This is a genomic window from Agrobacterium sp. GW821-FHT14E08 (genome assembly GCF_058803865.1).
Window position 1 is genome coordinate 254777 of the sequence record NZ_JBXAPJ010000005.1, and the last position, 14663, is coordinate 269439.

General features: G+C 59.6%; 19 protein-coding genes. 10 read left to right on the forward strand and 9 right to left on the reverse strand.

Translation table 11 applies throughout. The features are described from left to right. Positions 1–189: 189 nt before the first annotated feature. Complete coding sequence (locus tag AC1ROR_RS19290; protein WP_006698245.1) at positions 190–696, forward strand: GNAT family N-acetyltransferase; 507 nt, start codon at positions 190–192, stop codon at positions 694–696. A 170-nt stretch (positions 697–866) separates the two neighbouring features. After that, a complete protein-coding gene (gene ppa / locus AC1ROR_RS19295; protein WP_035221677.1) occupies positions 867–1400 on the forward strand; it encodes an inorganic diphosphatase in 534 nt (177 codons plus the stop codon). 36 nt (positions 1401–1436) lie between these two features. On the opposite strand, the gene AC1ROR_RS19300 is transcribed toward ppa, so the two are convergent. Together AC1ROR_RS19300 and AC1ROR_RS19305 are read right to left on the reverse strand one after the other, a co-directional pair. Beyond that, complete coding sequence (locus tag AC1ROR_RS19300) at positions 1437–1742, reverse strand: DUF167 domain-containing protein (RefSeq protein WP_498590391.1); 306 nt, start codon at positions 1740–1742, stop codon at positions 1437–1439. Further along, positions 1739–2029, reverse strand: coding sequence for a YggT family protein (locus AC1ROR_RS19305; protein WP_003492418.1), 291 nt, complete (start codon positions 2027–2029; stop codon positions 1739–1741). Before AC1ROR_RS19305 ends, AC1ROR_RS19300 begins: the two co-directional genes overlap by 4 nt. Before the next feature lie 249 nt (positions 2030–2278). On the opposite strand from AC1ROR_RS19305, the gene AC1ROR_RS19310 reads away from it, so the two are divergent. After that, positions 2279–3511 carry an MFS transporter gene (locus AC1ROR_RS19310; protein WP_498590392.1) on the forward strand — a complete coding sequence of 411 codons (1233 nt, stop codon included), beginning with the start codon at positions 2279–2281 and terminating at the stop codon, positions 3509–3511. 12 nt (positions 3512–3523) lie between these two features. On the opposite strand, the gene AC1ROR_RS19315 is transcribed toward AC1ROR_RS19310, so the two are convergent. The 6 genes from AC1ROR_RS19315 to hemC all read right to left on the reverse strand — a co-directional run bounded on the left by AC1ROR_RS19315 (position 3524) and on the right by hemC (position 9580). Then, complete coding sequence (locus AC1ROR_RS19315; protein ID WP_498590393.1) at positions 3524–4255, reverse strand: glutamine amidotransferase; 732 nt, start codon at positions 4253–4255, stop codon at positions 3524–3526. Next, on the reverse strand, positions 4245–4733 hold the full coding sequence (locus tag AC1ROR_RS19320) for a tellurite resistance TerB family protein (RefSeq protein WP_142174269.1): 489 nt from the start codon (positions 4731–4733) through the stop codon (positions 4245–4247). The genes AC1ROR_RS19315 and AC1ROR_RS19320 overlap by 11 nt, the downstream gene beginning before the upstream one ends. A 14-nt stretch (positions 4734–4747) precedes the next feature. Further along, positions 4748–6367 carry a heme biosynthesis protein HemY gene (locus AC1ROR_RS19325; protein ID WP_498590394.1) on the reverse strand — a complete coding sequence of 540 codons (1620 nt, stop codon included), beginning with the start codon at positions 6365–6367 and terminating at the stop codon, positions 4748–4750. A gap of 4 nt (positions 6368–6371) precedes the next feature. Next, entirely contained in the window at positions 6372–7832 is a 1461-nt protein-coding gene (locus AC1ROR_RS19330; protein ID WP_498590395.1) for a COG4223 family protein, read from the reverse strand. A 73-nt stretch (positions 7833–7905) separates the two neighbouring features. Continuing rightward, positions 7906–8646 carry a uroporphyrinogen-III synthase gene (locus AC1ROR_RS19335; RefSeq protein WP_035221666.1) on the reverse strand — a complete coding sequence of 247 codons (741 nt, stop codon included), beginning with the start codon at positions 8644–8646 and terminating at the stop codon, positions 7906–7908. A gap of 4 nt (positions 8647–8650) precedes the next feature. Beyond that, the gene (gene hemC, locus AC1ROR_RS19340) at positions 8651–9580 is read right to left on the reverse strand and encodes a hydroxymethylbilane synthase (RefSeq protein ID WP_035221665.1); all 930 of its coding nucleotides are present in this window, start codon (positions 9578–9580) and stop codon (positions 8651–8653) included. A gap of 73 nt (positions 9581–9653) precedes the next feature. Here hemC and tsaD point away from each other — a divergent pair, with 73 nt between their 5' ends. The 5 genes from tsaD to AC1ROR_RS19365 all read left to right on the forward strand — a co-directional run bounded on the left by tsaD (position 9654) and on the right by AC1ROR_RS19365 (position 13193). Continuing rightward, positions 9654–10751: a tRNA (adenosine(37)-N6)-threonylcarbamoyltransferase complex transferase subunit TsaD gene (gene tsaD / locus AC1ROR_RS19345; RefSeq protein ID WP_498590396.1), complete on the forward strand. Its 1098-nt coding sequence runs from the start codon at positions 9654–9656 to the stop codon at positions 10749–10751. Continuing rightward, on the forward strand, positions 10751–11734 hold the full coding sequence (locus AC1ROR_RS19350; protein WP_080836117.1) for an NAD(P)H-dependent glycerol-3-phosphate dehydrogenase: 984 nt from the start codon (positions 10751–10753) through the stop codon (positions 11732–11734). Before tsaD ends, AC1ROR_RS19350 begins: the two co-directional genes overlap by 1 nt. Positions 11735–11797: 63 nt before the next feature. Further along, the gene (locus AC1ROR_RS19355) at positions 11798–12091 is read left to right on the forward strand and encodes a YciI-like protein (RefSeq protein ID WP_052818748.1); all 294 of its coding nucleotides are present in this window, start codon (positions 11798–11800) and stop codon (positions 12089–12091) included. A gap of 6 nt (positions 12092–12097) precedes the next feature. Beyond that, positions 12098–12541: an EVE domain-containing protein gene (locus AC1ROR_RS19360; protein ID WP_498590397.1), complete on the forward strand. Its 444-nt coding sequence runs from the start codon at positions 12098–12100 to the stop codon at positions 12539–12541. Between the two features lie 7 nt (positions 12542–12548). Further along, the gene (locus tag AC1ROR_RS19365) at positions 12549–13193 is read left to right on the forward strand and encodes a class I SAM-dependent methyltransferase (RefSeq protein ID WP_498590398.1); all 645 of its coding nucleotides are present in this window, start codon (positions 12549–12551) and stop codon (positions 13191–13193) included. A 12-nt stretch (positions 13194–13205) separates the two neighbouring features. Here AC1ROR_RS19365 and AC1ROR_RS19370 read toward each other — a convergent pair whose 3' ends face one another. Next, positions 13206–13574 carry a hypothetical protein gene (locus AC1ROR_RS19370; protein WP_498590399.1) on the reverse strand — a complete coding sequence of 123 codons (369 nt, stop codon included), beginning with the start codon at positions 13572–13574 and terminating at the stop codon, positions 13206–13208. Between the two features lie 304 nt (positions 13575–13878). Here AC1ROR_RS19370 and sdhC point away from each other — a divergent pair, with 304 nt between their 5' ends. After that, positions 13879–14271 (forward strand): succinate dehydrogenase, cytochrome b556 subunit, encoded by a 393-nt coding sequence (gene sdhC, locus AC1ROR_RS19375; RefSeq protein ID WP_046799544.1) that lies wholly within the window; start codon positions 13879–13881, stop codon positions 14269–14271. 11 nt (positions 14272–14282) lie between these two features. Next, positions 14283–14663, forward strand: a complete 381-nt coding sequence (gene sdhD / locus AC1ROR_RS19380) for a succinate dehydrogenase, hydrophobic membrane anchor protein (protein ID WP_035221653.1) — start codon at positions 14283–14285, stop codon at positions 14661–14663.

Consider the following 14663-nt stretch of genomic DNA (forward strand, 5'->3'; position numbering starts at 1 on the left):
AAACCCGGCCTCGAGCCGGGTTTTTTTATGCGTTCGTTTTTATGTGTACATGAGTCGAAAGGTGCTTGTGCCAAAGGTTAAGGATGCGTTAATTTTTGTCGGTCGTCCACATGAATAGGCTGTGGGTAAGCTTGCCGGCGTTAACCTTTATGACTGGTAAGTTTCCGTGGCCGGGGCCAGAATCGCGTTATGAAAACGTTATCCATCGATGTTCGCCGTGCTGAACCGCATGATGCGCGCGCCATCTCCGAGGCGCACCGTCTGTCGTGGCAACAGGCCTATGCCGGGCTAATCCCGCACAGGCCGTTGACGCAGATGCTGGAGCGCCGCGGCGAAATCTGGTGGAAGAAGGCGACCAAAGGATCCGCCACCATGCTGGTGGTGGAAGTGGCCGGTGTGGTTGCCGGATATGCGACGCTGGGCCTCAGCCGGGCGCGCGGGCTGCCGCATGATGGCGAGATTTACGAACTTTATCTGCGCCCGGAATATCAGGGCATCGGGCTTGGATCCCTGTTGTTCACGGAGGCGCGCAGGCTGCTGACGTCGCTCGGCTGCAACGGTATCGTTGTCTGGTGCCTCGAAGACAGCGATGTCGCCAATCGTTTTTTCCGCTCGCATGGCGGCCGCGATATTGCAGAAGGCATGGAAGACTTCGGCGGCAAATCACTGCGCAAAGTCGGTTTCGTCTGGAACTGATAAAAATTGCGGGTGGATTTTAAGCCCGTTTGATCTTTCCGCCTTTGCCATGCGCAATAGCGATACCCTCAAATCCCGCATTCTGCCTTATCCGCCCAAAGCCATGTTGCAATGCGGCGACTTTCCCAGTATCGAAAACCAAATCCAACCCGTCGAATTGAGGGAAGCGAATGCGTATCGATGCAATTTCCGTAGGCAAGAATCCGCCGGATGACGTGAATGTCATCGTTGAAGTGCCGGTCGGTGGCCATCCGATCAAGTACGAGATGGACAAGGATGCGGGTGCGCTGGTCGTCGATCGCTTCCTCTACACGCCGATGACCTATCCGGGTAACTATGGTTTCGTGCCGCATACGCTGTCTGACGATGGCGACCCGATCGACGTTCTCATCTGCAACACCCGCCCGCTGGTTCCGGGCTGCGTGATCAACGTTCGCCCCATCGGCGTCATGATCATGGAAGATGATGGCGGCAAGGATGAGAAGATTCTGGCCGTGCCGGTTCCGAAGCTGACGCGCCGCTACGATAAGGTCCACAACTACACCGACCTGCCGGAAATCACGCTGAAGCAGATCGAGCACTTCTTCGAGCACTACAAGGATCTGGAGCCCGGCAAATGGGTGAAGATGGGCGGCTGGCAGGACGTCGACGTTGCCAAGAAGCTGATCGTTGAAGCCATCGAGCGCTACAAGGCGCAGGGCTGATCAGCCCTGGGCTTTGTGTAAGCATCGGGTCGATGCTTACAGATTTTTAAAAAGCTTTTCGAAATCCTCCGGGTCGGTATCGATCCGGAGGATTTTTTTGCGCGCCGTTTCGCCTGAAATGAAAGTGATGGAAGATTTGGGCAGGCCCAGCTTTTTCGCCAGCAAAACAATGAGGGCCTTGTTTGCCTTGCCGCCTTCGGGCACGGCGCTGACGCGTATCTTCAGATGCGTGTTTCCGTCCGCATCCTGTTCCACGCCGTCAATCGCATCCCGCCCGCCATTCGGTGTGAGGCGAACAGGCAGGCGGACATGATCATGGTGCTTTTGCCAGGGGCCGCTCAAACGGTCATCGGATAGAGCGTGTTCCACATGAAGGAGCGGATGAAGAAGATGATCAGCAGCAGGATGATCGGCGAAATGTCGATACCGCCGAGATTGGGCAGAATGCGGCGAATGGGGCGCAGGGCCGGTTCCGTGACGTTGACCAGGAAACTCCCGATGGCGTTCACGAACTGGTTGCGGGAATTGATGACGTTGAAGGCGTAAAGCCAAGAAAAAATAGCGCTGGCAATCAGCACCCACGTATAGAGGTTCAAGGCCAGATCGATGGTCTGAAACAGGGCAAGCATCAATATCTCCGTATCTTGGTTGCTAGACATTTAGACATTGAACCGTGAACCGGCAAGTGTTGCGCCAGATCGTAATGATCTTTGGTCGGACCGACCGTCGATCACCATAATCCGGTTCAGGGATTTGCAGCGGGATTTCAGACGAAAACCGATCATATTTTTCGTCATCCCCCTGAACGGAAGGGCTGGCGCTTCCCGTGATATCGATCTATTGCAAACTTCTCATATTGTCTCGAGAGCGCCCAGCCGATGTCCCTGCCTTCTGCCGAAAACCGCTTCGGTGCATTCCGGCACAGTTCCTATCGTCGTTTTTTCAGCGCCCGGTTTTTTTCGGCCTTCGCCATCCAGATCGTCAGCGTTTCCGTTGGCTGGCAGATGTATGAGGTCACCGGCAATGCCTTTTATCTTGGTCTGATCGGTCTCTTCCAGTTTCTGCCGTCGCTGCTTTTGATACTCGTCACCGGAACTGTCGCCGACAGGCACAATCGCCGGCGCATCATGGCCATATGTCTTGTGATCGCGGCCGGTTGCGCCGCGGCCCTGCTTGGCTTGACGGTGACGCACAGTTTTTCTCCCTGGCCGGTCTTCGCAATTCTCGTCGTGTTCGGGATCGAGCGTGCCTTCATGGGGCCTGCGGTTCAGTCGCTGGCGCCCAATCTCATACCCGTCGAGGATTTGCCGAACGCCATAGCCTGGAATTCTTCCTCCTGGCAGATGGCGTCCATTCTTGGCCCCGTCGCCGGCGGCCTGCTTTATGGTGCTGGCGCTTCCGTCGCCTATAGCGTCGCATTCGTACTCTTCATCGTGTCGGCGGCGCTGGCCGTGACAATCCGTAAACCGGAACAGCGCGGTCCGGCGAAAGCCATCAGCCTTGAGACAATGCTGGCCGGGTTCAAATTCATCTCGCAGGAGAAAGTGGTTCTCGGCGCAATTTCGCTCGATCTCTTTGCCGTCCTGCTCGGCGGCGCTGTCGCCCTGATGCCGATTTTCGCCAAGGAAGTGTTGACGCTGGGCCCATGGGGCCTTGGGCTTCTGCGCGCAGCTCCCGGTATCGGTGCCATCACCGTTGCGGTTATTCTGGCGTTCAGGCCCATCCGCCACCACGCGGGTCTCCTGATGTTCGTTGGCGTCGGCCTCTTCGGTATTTCCACCGTGGTATTCGGGCTTTCCGAAACGGCGTGGGTGTCCATTGCCGCATTGGTGGTCATGGGCGCATCGGACATGGTGTCCGTTTATGTGCGGGAGACGTTGATCGCGCTCTGGACGCCGGATGAGGTGCGCGGGCGCGTGAATGCGGTGAACATGGTGTTTGTCGGCGCTTCCAACGAGCTGGGGGAATTCCGCGCCGGCACCATGGCCCATGTGGTCGGTGCGGTGCCGGCCGTCGTCATCGGCGGAGCGGGCACGCTTGCTGTCGCGGTTATCTGGGCGCTCGGCTTTTCAAAGCTGCGCAGGATCGACAATCTGGATGCGCCGCACTGACGGCGGATTGCTTCAGCGCTGCGCCTTGCCTTCAAAAACCAGATCAAGGAAATTGCCGAGCCATGACCGGAGCGGCGTGTCGAACAACATACGGCCCTCCAGATGCTGGCTGCCGACCTGCGCATTGGGCATGCCGAAACGCTGTGCGCCGCGCACCACCCAGCTATGCATCATGGCGCGCGTCAATTCGGCGTGAAACTGCAGGCCCCAGGCATTTTTTCCGTATCGATAAGCCTGATTGGGATAGGTCTCGCCTGACGCCAGAAGCTCGGCTCCCCGGGGAAGTTCGAAACCCTCGCGGTGAAAATGATAGACCATCTTCGGCCAATGCGGCATCAGGAGCCGTCCGTGTTCGGTGGCGTGAAGCGGATACCAGCCGATCTCCACCTTGCCTTCCCTGTCGGCCTCGACCTTTCCGCCCAGATGTTTGGACAGCATCTGCGCGCCAAGACAGATGCCGAGAAAGGGCTTGTTTTCCTTCAACGGTACCTTCAGCCAGTCGATTTCGGTCTTGACGTAATCATGCGGGTCATTGGCGCTCATCGGGCCGCCGAAGATGATGGCGCCCGCATGTTTTTCCAGCGTTTGCGGCAGGTCATCGCCGAGCGCGGGGCGTCTTATATCCAGACGATAGCCTTTTTCCACCAGCATCTGGCCAACGCGGCCGGGCGTGGAACGTTCCTGATGCAGGACCACGAGCAGGGAAGGTTGTCTGCTCTGTTGCCTGGAGGGGTCAAACAGCATCGTCTTTGTTTTCGCTTTCTTCAGCGGGCCCGGACCTCGTGGCGGCCTGCTGACGTTGCAGAACCCTGTCGCGAACTGAAACGCCAAGCAGATCGGCGACACGCCAGATCACATGGTCTTCCATTTCGCTTCGTTCGCCGTCAGCGTAAACAATATCCCAGAGTATGCCAATAAGCTCCACGCGCTGATCTTCATCGAGATGGCGGCGGATATCGGTGGTGAAACGATAATAATCGACGGCTTCCTTGCCGGCCTCCTGGCCTGCGGTGAGAAGCGCGTCCAGCTTGCCGGCGTCGAGATGATAATAATCCTGGAGGATTTCGCGAAGACGGTCACGCTCGCTTTTCGAGACTGTGCCGTCTGCTTCCATCACCTGAAAACAGAGGGCGGCAACTGCCACCCTCAGATCATCAGGACCGAATTCATCCGTGTGCTGGCCGACGAGGTTCTGAATAAACGACTGTATTTGGTTGAACATCGATAGCCTGTTCGTCAGAAGAGTTTGAGCCGGGTCTTGGGTTCGGCTTCCACGCCGGGTTTCTTGACGCCCGGATCATCCGGCGCGCCGCCGAAAAAGGGTACCGCTTCGGCCTTCGCGTCGGCCATGTCCGCTTCCGCCGGTGCTTCAATTGTCGCCGGTTCTTTTTCCTTGGGAGCCGATACGACTGGTTTGACCTCGATCGGCACAGCCGGTGGAGCGGGCTTCGGCTCGAGAACAGGCTCGGGGGCCTTTTCGACAATGATGGTTGCGGGAGCGGGTTCGGCGCGGGCCGGTGCTGCAGCAATCGCATTTTCGATCGTCAAATCTTCGACGGGGCCTTCGAGCTGGCCGAAAGGTGCTTTCCATTCGAAGGCGTCGAGACGGCCGGTAACGGGCGAAACGGGCAGCCATTTTTCCGAGGCGATGCCGTCAGCCACCCAGGCCGGATCACGCGGCGCGCGCAAGGCCTGCGCCATCCAGTAGCGCACCCGGCCCTGATCGCCGGTTTCAGCCTCCTCGATATCGGCCATCAGCAGGAAGATGCTTTCGCGCGGCTCGATGCGGGCGGCGGCCTCTGCCTTGGCTCGCGCCTTGGCAAATTCCTTGGCGTCGAGTGCGGCCTGCGCCACGGCGAAGAGGGATTCGATGTTGTTGGGCTTCAGGCTTTCAAGCCGTTCTGCGCGTTTCAGGCGGTCAATGGCTGTATCGCCGCTGCGCGCCCGCACGTAAAGCTCGGCGATCTGCGGGTGCGGATCGATCCTCCAGACCGGCTCCAGAACCGTTGCTGCCTTGCGCAGATTGTCTTCGCGCAGATAGGATTTTGCGGCGATCAATGCTGCAGGCACAAGGCTTTTCGCGAGCTTGAGGGCGTGTTTGGCATCCTCGCGTGCGCCCACCGGATCGCTTTCCAGTTTTTCACCGGCCTTCGCAGTGAGAAGCACGGCTTTCAGGCGTTCCGCCTCACCGCGTTCGATGACGCCTGCCGCCTTCTGCTGGTCGAGCAGGCGGATCGCATCGTCCCATTGTCCATTGCGGCAGCGGTTTTCCAGCGTCGCCTGCGCTGCCCATGGCAGGTAAGGGGCCTTTTCCGCCGCGTCCTCGGCATATTGCTGGGCGGCCTCATAGGCCCCCTGACGGCGGGCCTCGATATAGAGGCCCCGCAGACCAAGCTCCCGGGTCTCGGGATCGCGGGCCATCGCTTCGAATTTGCGTCGCGCCTCGTCATATTTGCCTTCAATGAGGTCAGCCTGTGCATCGAGCAGGTGGATAAGCGGCTCCTGGTCGGCGCTGAGCAACCCTTGAGTGCGGGCCGTCATCTTGCGGGCGAGGATGGCATTGCCGGCGCCGGCGGCGATGAGGCCGGTGGATAGCGCCTGATAACCACGGTCGCGCTTGCGGGCGCGAAAATAACGCCGGGCGGCGTTCGGCGACGTCCATATGGCGTTGACGATCCACCAGACCAGCATGACGGCCGCAACCAGCGCCGCGATGATCGAGGCGGCGACCATCAGGCTCATTTCGATCAGCTGGCCCTGCCAGACGATGGAAAGCACGCCGGGCCTATCCGCCAGCCACGAGAAACCGAAGCCGAGCGCCAGAACGATAAGGGCGAAAGTCAGAATTCTGGTCATGCCCTCACCCCTGCTTACCGGTGCTGGTGATGGCGCGGGTCAAGGTGCCACCCACCAGGTTTTCAACCTCGATCCGTGCATCCAGAGATTTTTTATAATCGGCGGATGCCGTCCTGGCGACCTCGGGAAGTCCATTCCATTCGAGCGCCGCTCCCTGAAGATCGCCGTTGCGTAGCTTGTTCTCCATGCGCGCGATCATGGCGTCGGGTGTCTCGCCTTCGATATTTCCAACCGGGCGCACCTTCACCAGCGAAAAGGCGCTTTCCGTCAGGCGCTCAACGATGCCTTGGTTGGGATCGGGCTGATTGATCGCGGACAGCATGGAATTGGCAACGTCCGGAAACTTCTGCATCAATTCCGAACGCGATGGCACACCGGTTGCGGCAAAGGATTGCAGCGATGCGATGGCGGGATCATCAGGGATCACCTTGGAGAGCGTATCGAGTTCGGTCAGGAACGGTCCACCGCGATCAATCGCGGCCTTCAGAGCGGCCGATGCTATGGCGCGGGCGACTTCGATATCGTCGCGCGGTTCGTTGATCTTCGCTTCCGCATCGGTCAGTCGACGCGTCAAATCCGCCGTCGCTGAAGCCTGCGTGGATCGCTCCGACTGGAGCGTGGATTCCAGTGCTGCTATTTTTTCCGAAAGTGCATCTACCTGCGGCGCCTCGCCCTTTGCGTTCTCGAGGCTAGCGATGCGTTGTTCCAGCGCCGAAGTATCTCCGCTGCTGGTCGGAACATTGGCGAGCTGTTGACGCAGGCTACCGAGATCGGTTTTCAGTGCGGCGATCTCATCGCTTCCGGTTCTGCCGGCACTAAAGGACGGCAGGATGCCGGCATATTGCATGCTGCCGGCAGCGGCGAGCGCCACGAGGCCGCCAACGATACCGGCCGCGATGAGGCCGGAGGTTGCGGCCTGTTTGCGTTCGGGTTGCTGCGGCGTGGAGGGCCTGACCGGTCCCGACGATGGGGTGCTGGTCGAGGGTCTTGCGCTGGCAGTCGCGCTTCCGGATGCGGCAGAGGCCGATGATGTGGAAGCAGAAGTCGCAGGCTTTGCGCCGCTTGCGGCGGTGGAAGCGGCGCTCGCCCCGATGGTGCCTGTCGTGGGCTTCGCATCGGTTTTAGGCGGAACAGGGGTCGTCGAAACGGCTTCTGTCTGCTTGTCCGTGGGCTTCTCCCCCTGTGGCCGTTCGGCTGCGGGCTCTGCCTTGTGGACGTTCGGTTCGGGCTCGATCGGGGTCTTGTGTGGCTGGTCCCAAACCGGGGCAGGGTTGGCCGCTGCGGTTGCCGCAGGCTTTTGTTCAGAAACGCCGGCTTCTCCGGCTGTGGCCTTCTCGCTGGTCCGGTCGTCAGTCTTGGCAGCGTCCACGTCGGCGGAAATTGCTTTCACGTCTTTTGCGTCCAGGTCGATGGTGACCGGTTCGGCTTTGGACTTGGAGTGGCGTGGCGGCTTTCCCGATACCATGACAACCTCATTTCTGCCTGCAATAGTCTAAACCTAGTCAGTGACGGCGGCAAAGGAAAGGGGCGAGCCCGAATTAGGTTCCCGACTTACCGGGAAGAAGTTCAAACATCGCCGCTTCGTTCGCGCTTTCTGCCGCCGCTGTATTCTCGCGAAAGATTTCCGGAACCAGCGAAAGCACATTGCGGCTGATGCAGACGAATTGTGTAGAGCCCAGCGCCGCCACATATTTTTCCGCCGACGCGTGACGGAAAAATGCCTTTGCCGCTTCCGATGAATAAAGCAGCACCACATCGGCAGTTCTCTTCAGAAGCGCCGTTTCAAGCATATCGTCCGAAAGATCTGACAGCTGCATTTCGTAACAGTCGACTGCCCGGAATGGGATCCCGGCAGCAGCAAGGCCGTCTTCGAACACGGTGCCTCGTGGCGTACCGGCGAGATAAAGCAGGGGGCCCTCGTTCTTCAAAAGGGAGCGATGCTCCGCGACGAGCCCGGCGAGACCCACCGCATCGCCCGAGGCGGTGAAGATATTCGTGAAGCCGATTGTTTCTGCCGCTTCCGCCGTCGCCTCGCCGACGGCGAAGAGCGGTTTTGACCAATGGGGTGCAAGTCGGTCGCGCAGGGTCTCCAGCGATCGCAGGGCCTCGGCGCTGGTGGCCGCAATGGCTGATAGCGGGTCCGACAATGCCGGGATGGCGCGCTGGCCGTGGTGGACAGGATGAAACAGCGGGAGAAGCACCGGCTCGTGGCCGAGGGCTTCAAGCTTTGCGGCCGTCTTTTCGCCCGAACGATGCGGCCGGGTGACGACGATCCGCATCGGCTCAGCTCCAGCCATCGAAGAAGTTGCTGCCGGCCCGGGCGCGCACGTCCTCGCCGGCCTTGCGACCCAAAGCTTCGGCATCCTTGCGAGCTCCGGAAATCTCGACGCTGTGGCTCGTCTGTCCGTCCGGGGTGAGGATCAGGCCGGAAAAATGCAGCTCCTCACTGTCACACGTGGCATAGCCCGCAATGGGGGTGCGACAGGAACCATCGAGGGCTGCCAGAAAGGCGCGCTCGCAGGTGACCGCATCATAGGTGGGCATGTCGTTGATGGATGACAGCAACACGTCCATGCGCGTGTCACCGACGCGGCTCTCGACGCAGATCGCACCCTGCGCGGGAGCTGGCGGGAAATCCTTCGGATCGAGGATTTCCGTCGGGACATTGTCCATGCCCAGCCTCTTCAAGCCGGCAAAGGCGAGAAGCGTGGCATCCGCCTGACCTTCTTCGAGTTTACGCAGGCGGGTTTCCACCTGGCCGCGAAAGATGATGACGCTCAGATCCGGCCGCAGGCGGCGGATCAGCGCCTGGCGGCGCAGGGATGCCGAGCCGACCACGGCACCCTGCGGTAGCTCCAGAAGTTTCGGTGCGGTGCGGCCGATAAAGGCATCGCGCATGTCTTCGCGCGGCAGGAAAGCGGAGAGATGCAGACCTTGAGGCAGAACGGTTGGCATGTCCTTGGAGGAATGCACGGCAATATCGAGTTCGCCGGACAGAAGCTGGCTCTCCAGTTCTTCCGTAAACAGCCCCTTGCCACCGATCTCTGACAAAGCCCGGTCGGTTATCCGATCACCCTTGGTGGACAGCACGACGACTTCGAACATATCTTCCGGCAGACCATGCGCCGACATCAGCCGGTTACGGGTCTCGTAAGCCTGTGCAAGCGCCAGAGGGCTGCCGCGCGTGCCAATTCGGAAAGGTTTTGTTTGCATCCGCGTCTATCCATTGTTACCGGAGTTGTCTTAGACCAACTCAGCGCATGATCGCAATGAACGAACAGATTTGATGACCCCCTTTCTTCGTATCCTCGGCATAGAGACAAGCTGTGACGAAACCGCTGCATCCATTGTGGTTCGGCATGCGGACGGGCGCGGCGAGATCGTCTCCGACGTCGTTTTGTCGCAGCTTGAGGAACACAGCGCCTATGGCGGTGTGGTGCCGGAAATTGCTGCGCGCGCCCATGTCGAAGCGCTGGATACGCTGGTGGAAGAAGCGCTGGAGCAGGCGGGTGTCACCCTTGTCGATGTCGACGCCATAGCGGCCACATCCGGCCCCGGTCTCATCGGCGGTCTTCTTGTGGGTCTGATGACGGGCAAGGCCATTGCGAAGGCTGCGGGCAAACCTCTTTACGCCATTAACCATCTGGAAGGCCATGCGCTGACGGCGCGCCTGACCGACGGCCTTTCTTTCCCCTATCTGATGCTGCTGGTTTCAGGCGGCCACACGCAGCTCGTGCTGGTGCGCGGCGTGGGTGACTATGAGCGCTGGGGCACCACCATCGATGACGCGCTGGGGGAAGCCTTCGACAAGACGGCGAAGCTTCTGGGGCTGCCTTATCCCGGTGGGCCTGCCGTTGAAAAGGCAGCAGCGAAAGGCAATCCGGACCGATTTGCGCTGCCGCGCCCGATGGTGGGTGAGGCAAGGCTCGATTTTTCCTTTTCCGGCCTGAAGACGGCGGTGCGGCAGGCTGCGACGGCCATCGCACCGCTTTCAGAGCAGGATATTGCCGATATCTGCGCCTCCTTCCAGAAGGCTGTATCGCGCACCCTCAAGGATCGCATCGGCCGCGGCCTTGCCCGTTTCAGCCAGGAGTTTCCGCATCTGGAAACCAGGCCTGCTCTGGTCGTCGCCGGCGGCGTCGCCGCCAATCAGGAAATCCGCCAGACGCTGCAATCGCTTTGCGACACGCACGGCTTCCGCTTCGTTGCGCCGCCGCACCGGCTCTGCACCGACAATGCTGCGATGATTGCCTGGGCCGGGCTGGAGCGGATGGCAGATGGCAGGCAAGCCGACCCGCTGGAAATTCCGCCGCGCTCACGCTGGCCTCTTGATGGCAGCGCGGAGGCATTGATCGGTTTCGGCAAAAGGGGAGCCAAGGCCTGATGCAGCGGGAGAAAATCGTCGTTATCGGCGCTGGCGCCTTCGGAACCGCGCTTGCCGTCGTCATCGCGCTGGAAAACCGCCATGACGTGACCCTGCTCGGCCGCGATGCGTCCCTGATGGCCGATCTCAAGGTGGATCGCATCCACGAGGCCGTTCTTCCGGGTGTCGACCTGCCCTATGCGCTTGAATTTTCCGTCGAGCCGGAGGTGCTGGCCGGTGCCGGCATCGTGTTGTTCGCCATGCCCTCGCAGGCCCATGCGGATGCGGCACGTCATTATGGCCCCTATCTGGCTGATGATTGCATTATCGTCACCTGCGCCAAGGGTATCGACCGCAGCTCGGGGCGCCTGCTGACGGAACTTCTGGAAGCGGAACTGCCGCATCATCCAATCGCCGTTCTCTCTGGTCCGGGGTTCGCTGCCGATATTGCGCGCGGATTGCCGACGGCCATGGCGATTGCGGCGGAAGATGCGGGGATTGCCGAGCGCCTGGCGACCACGATTTCCGGCAGAACCTTCAGGCTCTATGCTTCGACCGACCGCATCGGCGTGCAGCTTGGCGGCGCGTTGAAGAACGTGCTCGCCATCGCCGCCGGGATTGTCGAAGGCGCCGGGCTGGGTGATTCCGCCCGGGCGGCGCTGATTTCGCGCGGGCTGGCCGAAATGTCACGTCTGGTCGTCGCCATGGGCGGCAAGGCGGATACGGTGCGCGGTCTTTCAGGCCTTGGTGATCTGGTTCTGACCGCCACCAGCCACCAGTCGCGAAACCTGCGTTTCGGCATCGCGCTCGGCAGGGGTGAGGGCAAGGATATGTCCGGCGGGCTGGTGGAGGGCGCTTTTGCGGCAGCCGTTGCCGCCCGGCTCGGTGAAAATCATGCTGTCGACATGCCGGTGACCGAGGCGGTGGCCGCCATTATCGACGGCAATCTGGATGTGGCAAGCGCCATGCAACAATTGATGACACGGCCCATCACCACCGAATGAGGTTGGGCCTTCGCTCCAAATCGCCGACGCTTTTGGAGGACATGTTTTAACGAGGAGACGAGAATGCTGTTTGCGTTTATCTGCAAGGACAAGCCCGGCCATCTGAATGTGCGCATGGAAACGCGCCCGGCGCATCTGGAACACCTGAACAAGCTGAATGCCGAGGGCACGCTGAAGATCGCCGGTCCGTTTCTGGATGCCGAAGGCAAGCCGAATGGCAGCCTCGTCATCGTGGAGGCGGCTGATATCGATGCGGCCAAGGCGCTCGCCGATGCCGATCCCTATGCCAAGGCTGGCCTGTTCGAAAGCGTGGATGTGAAGCCCTATAATTGGGTCTTCAACAATCCGGGAGCGTGACGGGTCATGGCGAATTACTGGCTTTACAAGTCCGAGCCGTTCAAATGGTCTTGGGAGATGCAGAAGGCCAAGGGTGAGGCCGGCGAAGAATGGACCGGCGTGCGCAATTATCAGGCCCGCAACAACATGCGCGCCATGAAAATCGGCGACAAGGGTTTCTTCTACCATTCCAATGAGGGGCTGGATGTTGTCGGCATCGTCGAAGTCTGTGCGCTTTCTCATCCGGATTCGACCGCCGAAGGCGATCTGAAATGGGATTGCGTGGATATCCGCGCGGTTTGTGACATGCCGCAGCCGGTTTCGCTGAAGGATGTGAAGACCAATCCGAAACTGGAGAAGATGTCTCTCGTCACCTCGATGCGGCTTTCCGTGCAGCCGGTGACGGAAGAGGAATATCTCGAGGTCTGCCGTATGGGTGGCCTCGTCAATCCGCCAAAGTCACCGGACTGATCCTCCGGTGAGGACCGACCCCGAGCGCTTCATTCTCGACAACGCTGCCATCATGCATCCGCCGCATGTGCCGGAACTGCGCCTTCATCTTGCCACGGAAGCCCATGAGCTGTGGCTGAAGACCGAGGAGGAGTTGCAGGAGATTGGCCTTCCGCCGCCCTTCTGGGCCTTTGCCTGGGCGGGCGGGCAGGGGCTTGCCCGTTATGTTCTCGACCATCCCGAAAGTGTTTGCGGCAAGCGCGTGCTGGATTTTGCCAGTGGCTCCGGTCTCGTCGCCATCGCTGCGGCAAAAGCGGGTGCCAGTGCGGTTCTGGCGGCCGATATCGATCCCTGGACGGAGACGGCCATTCGGCTGAATGCAGCGCTTAATGGCGTGGCTGTCGATTTTACCGGGCTCAACCTGGTTGGGAAGGTGGTTGAGGCAGATGTTCTGCTGGCGGGCGACGTGTTTTATGACCGCGCTTTTGCCGATCTTCTCGTGCCATGGTTTCTGGAGCTGACGGAGAAGGGCGTGAGCGTGCTCATCGGCGATCCGGGCCGCGCCTATCTACCCAAACAGCGCCTTTTCGCCGAGGCGACCTATGAGGTGCCGGTGACACGGGCTCTTGAGGACAGTGAAGTCAAAAGGACCACCGTCTGGCGCTTCGTCTGATTACATTTTGATTTAGGGCCGGATAACGCAGACACCGTGCTCATAGGCACAGGCGTTGCCGGTGGTCGCGGCACGGACGTTGATGATTTTTGCCTTGGGTGCCAGCTGCATGCCTGTCTTGGCACCTGTAACCCTTTTTGAAAGACCGCCGCCGATCGCGAAATAATTGCCGTTTCCGCGAACCCTCAAGGCCGATATCGCACCCACATAGGTGCCGCCGGAAAGGGTTGAAGGCAGGCCGTCCGTGGAGAAACTGACCTGCGACTGCCGTTGCTGATAATGGTGGCGTCCGTTAAAATCCTCTGCCGTTGCAGCAGGCACGGCGGTGAAAACGACGCCTGTTGACAGCATGACCAGAGTGGCGATTCGACGCTGTAACATGAGCCTCATTCTCCGGATTTTTCAGTTAACGAATAGTAAATTACACGATTTATGACTTACGTAAAGGTAAATATTTTGAGGGTGTAAATCTTGGAAACGCTCGATTTTTTATTTTCGAGCAAAAAAATTCCAAAAAAAATTCGTGAACCAATCGATTAAATTGGAATCGGTCATGAAATGTGCTTGTCGTGATGCTTCCATGTGATTAAACGTCGCGGTTGGTGCAATGCACATTCTTTCGTCATGTGCTGTTGCTTGGGGGCGCCTTATCTATGGGCGCACGGGAAAACGCCGCGAGGTTCTGATGGCGAATCTGACAAATAACCGGCCTCTGTCGCCGCATCTTCAAGTTTACAAGCTGATTCCGACGATGGTCTCATCCATCGTGCACCGCATCACGGGCGGCGCACTTTATTTCGGAACGCTGCTGGTTGCCTGGTGGCTGATCGCGCTTGCCTCGGGCCCGGCCTATTACGACTGGGTCAACTGGGCGATGGGCACGATCATCGGCAGGCTTATCCTGATCGGTTATACATGGGCTCTCGTCCATCACCTGGTGGGTGGTCTTCGTCACTTCATGTGGGATCTGGGATACGGCTTCGAAAAGCATTTCACCACCAAGCTGGCAAAGGCTTCATGGGTGGTGTCGATCTGTCTGACCGCGCTGATCTGGGTCGTCGCCCTGATCGTGCGCTGAGGAGATTTATCATGGATATGCGTACCCCTCTCGGAAAGGTTCGCGGCCTCGGCTCCGCCAAGGAAGGCACCGACCATTTCTGGCGCCAGCGCCTGACTGCGGTTGCCAACGTTCCGCTGCTGATCTTCTTCGTGGTCTTCCTCATCCAGTATGCCGGCGCGCCCTATCAGGAAGTTGTCGCCGCGCTGTCGAACCCGCTTGTCGCTGTCATCATGGGTCTGGTGCTGGTTTCCGGCCTCATCCACATGAAGCTCGGCATGCAGGTCATCATTGAAGACTATATTCACGCCGAGGTTTCGAAGCTCGTTCTTCTGATGCTCAATACGTTTTTCGCGGTTCTCATTGGCGGTCTTTGCATCTTCGCCATTCTGAAAATCGCATTCGCAGGATAA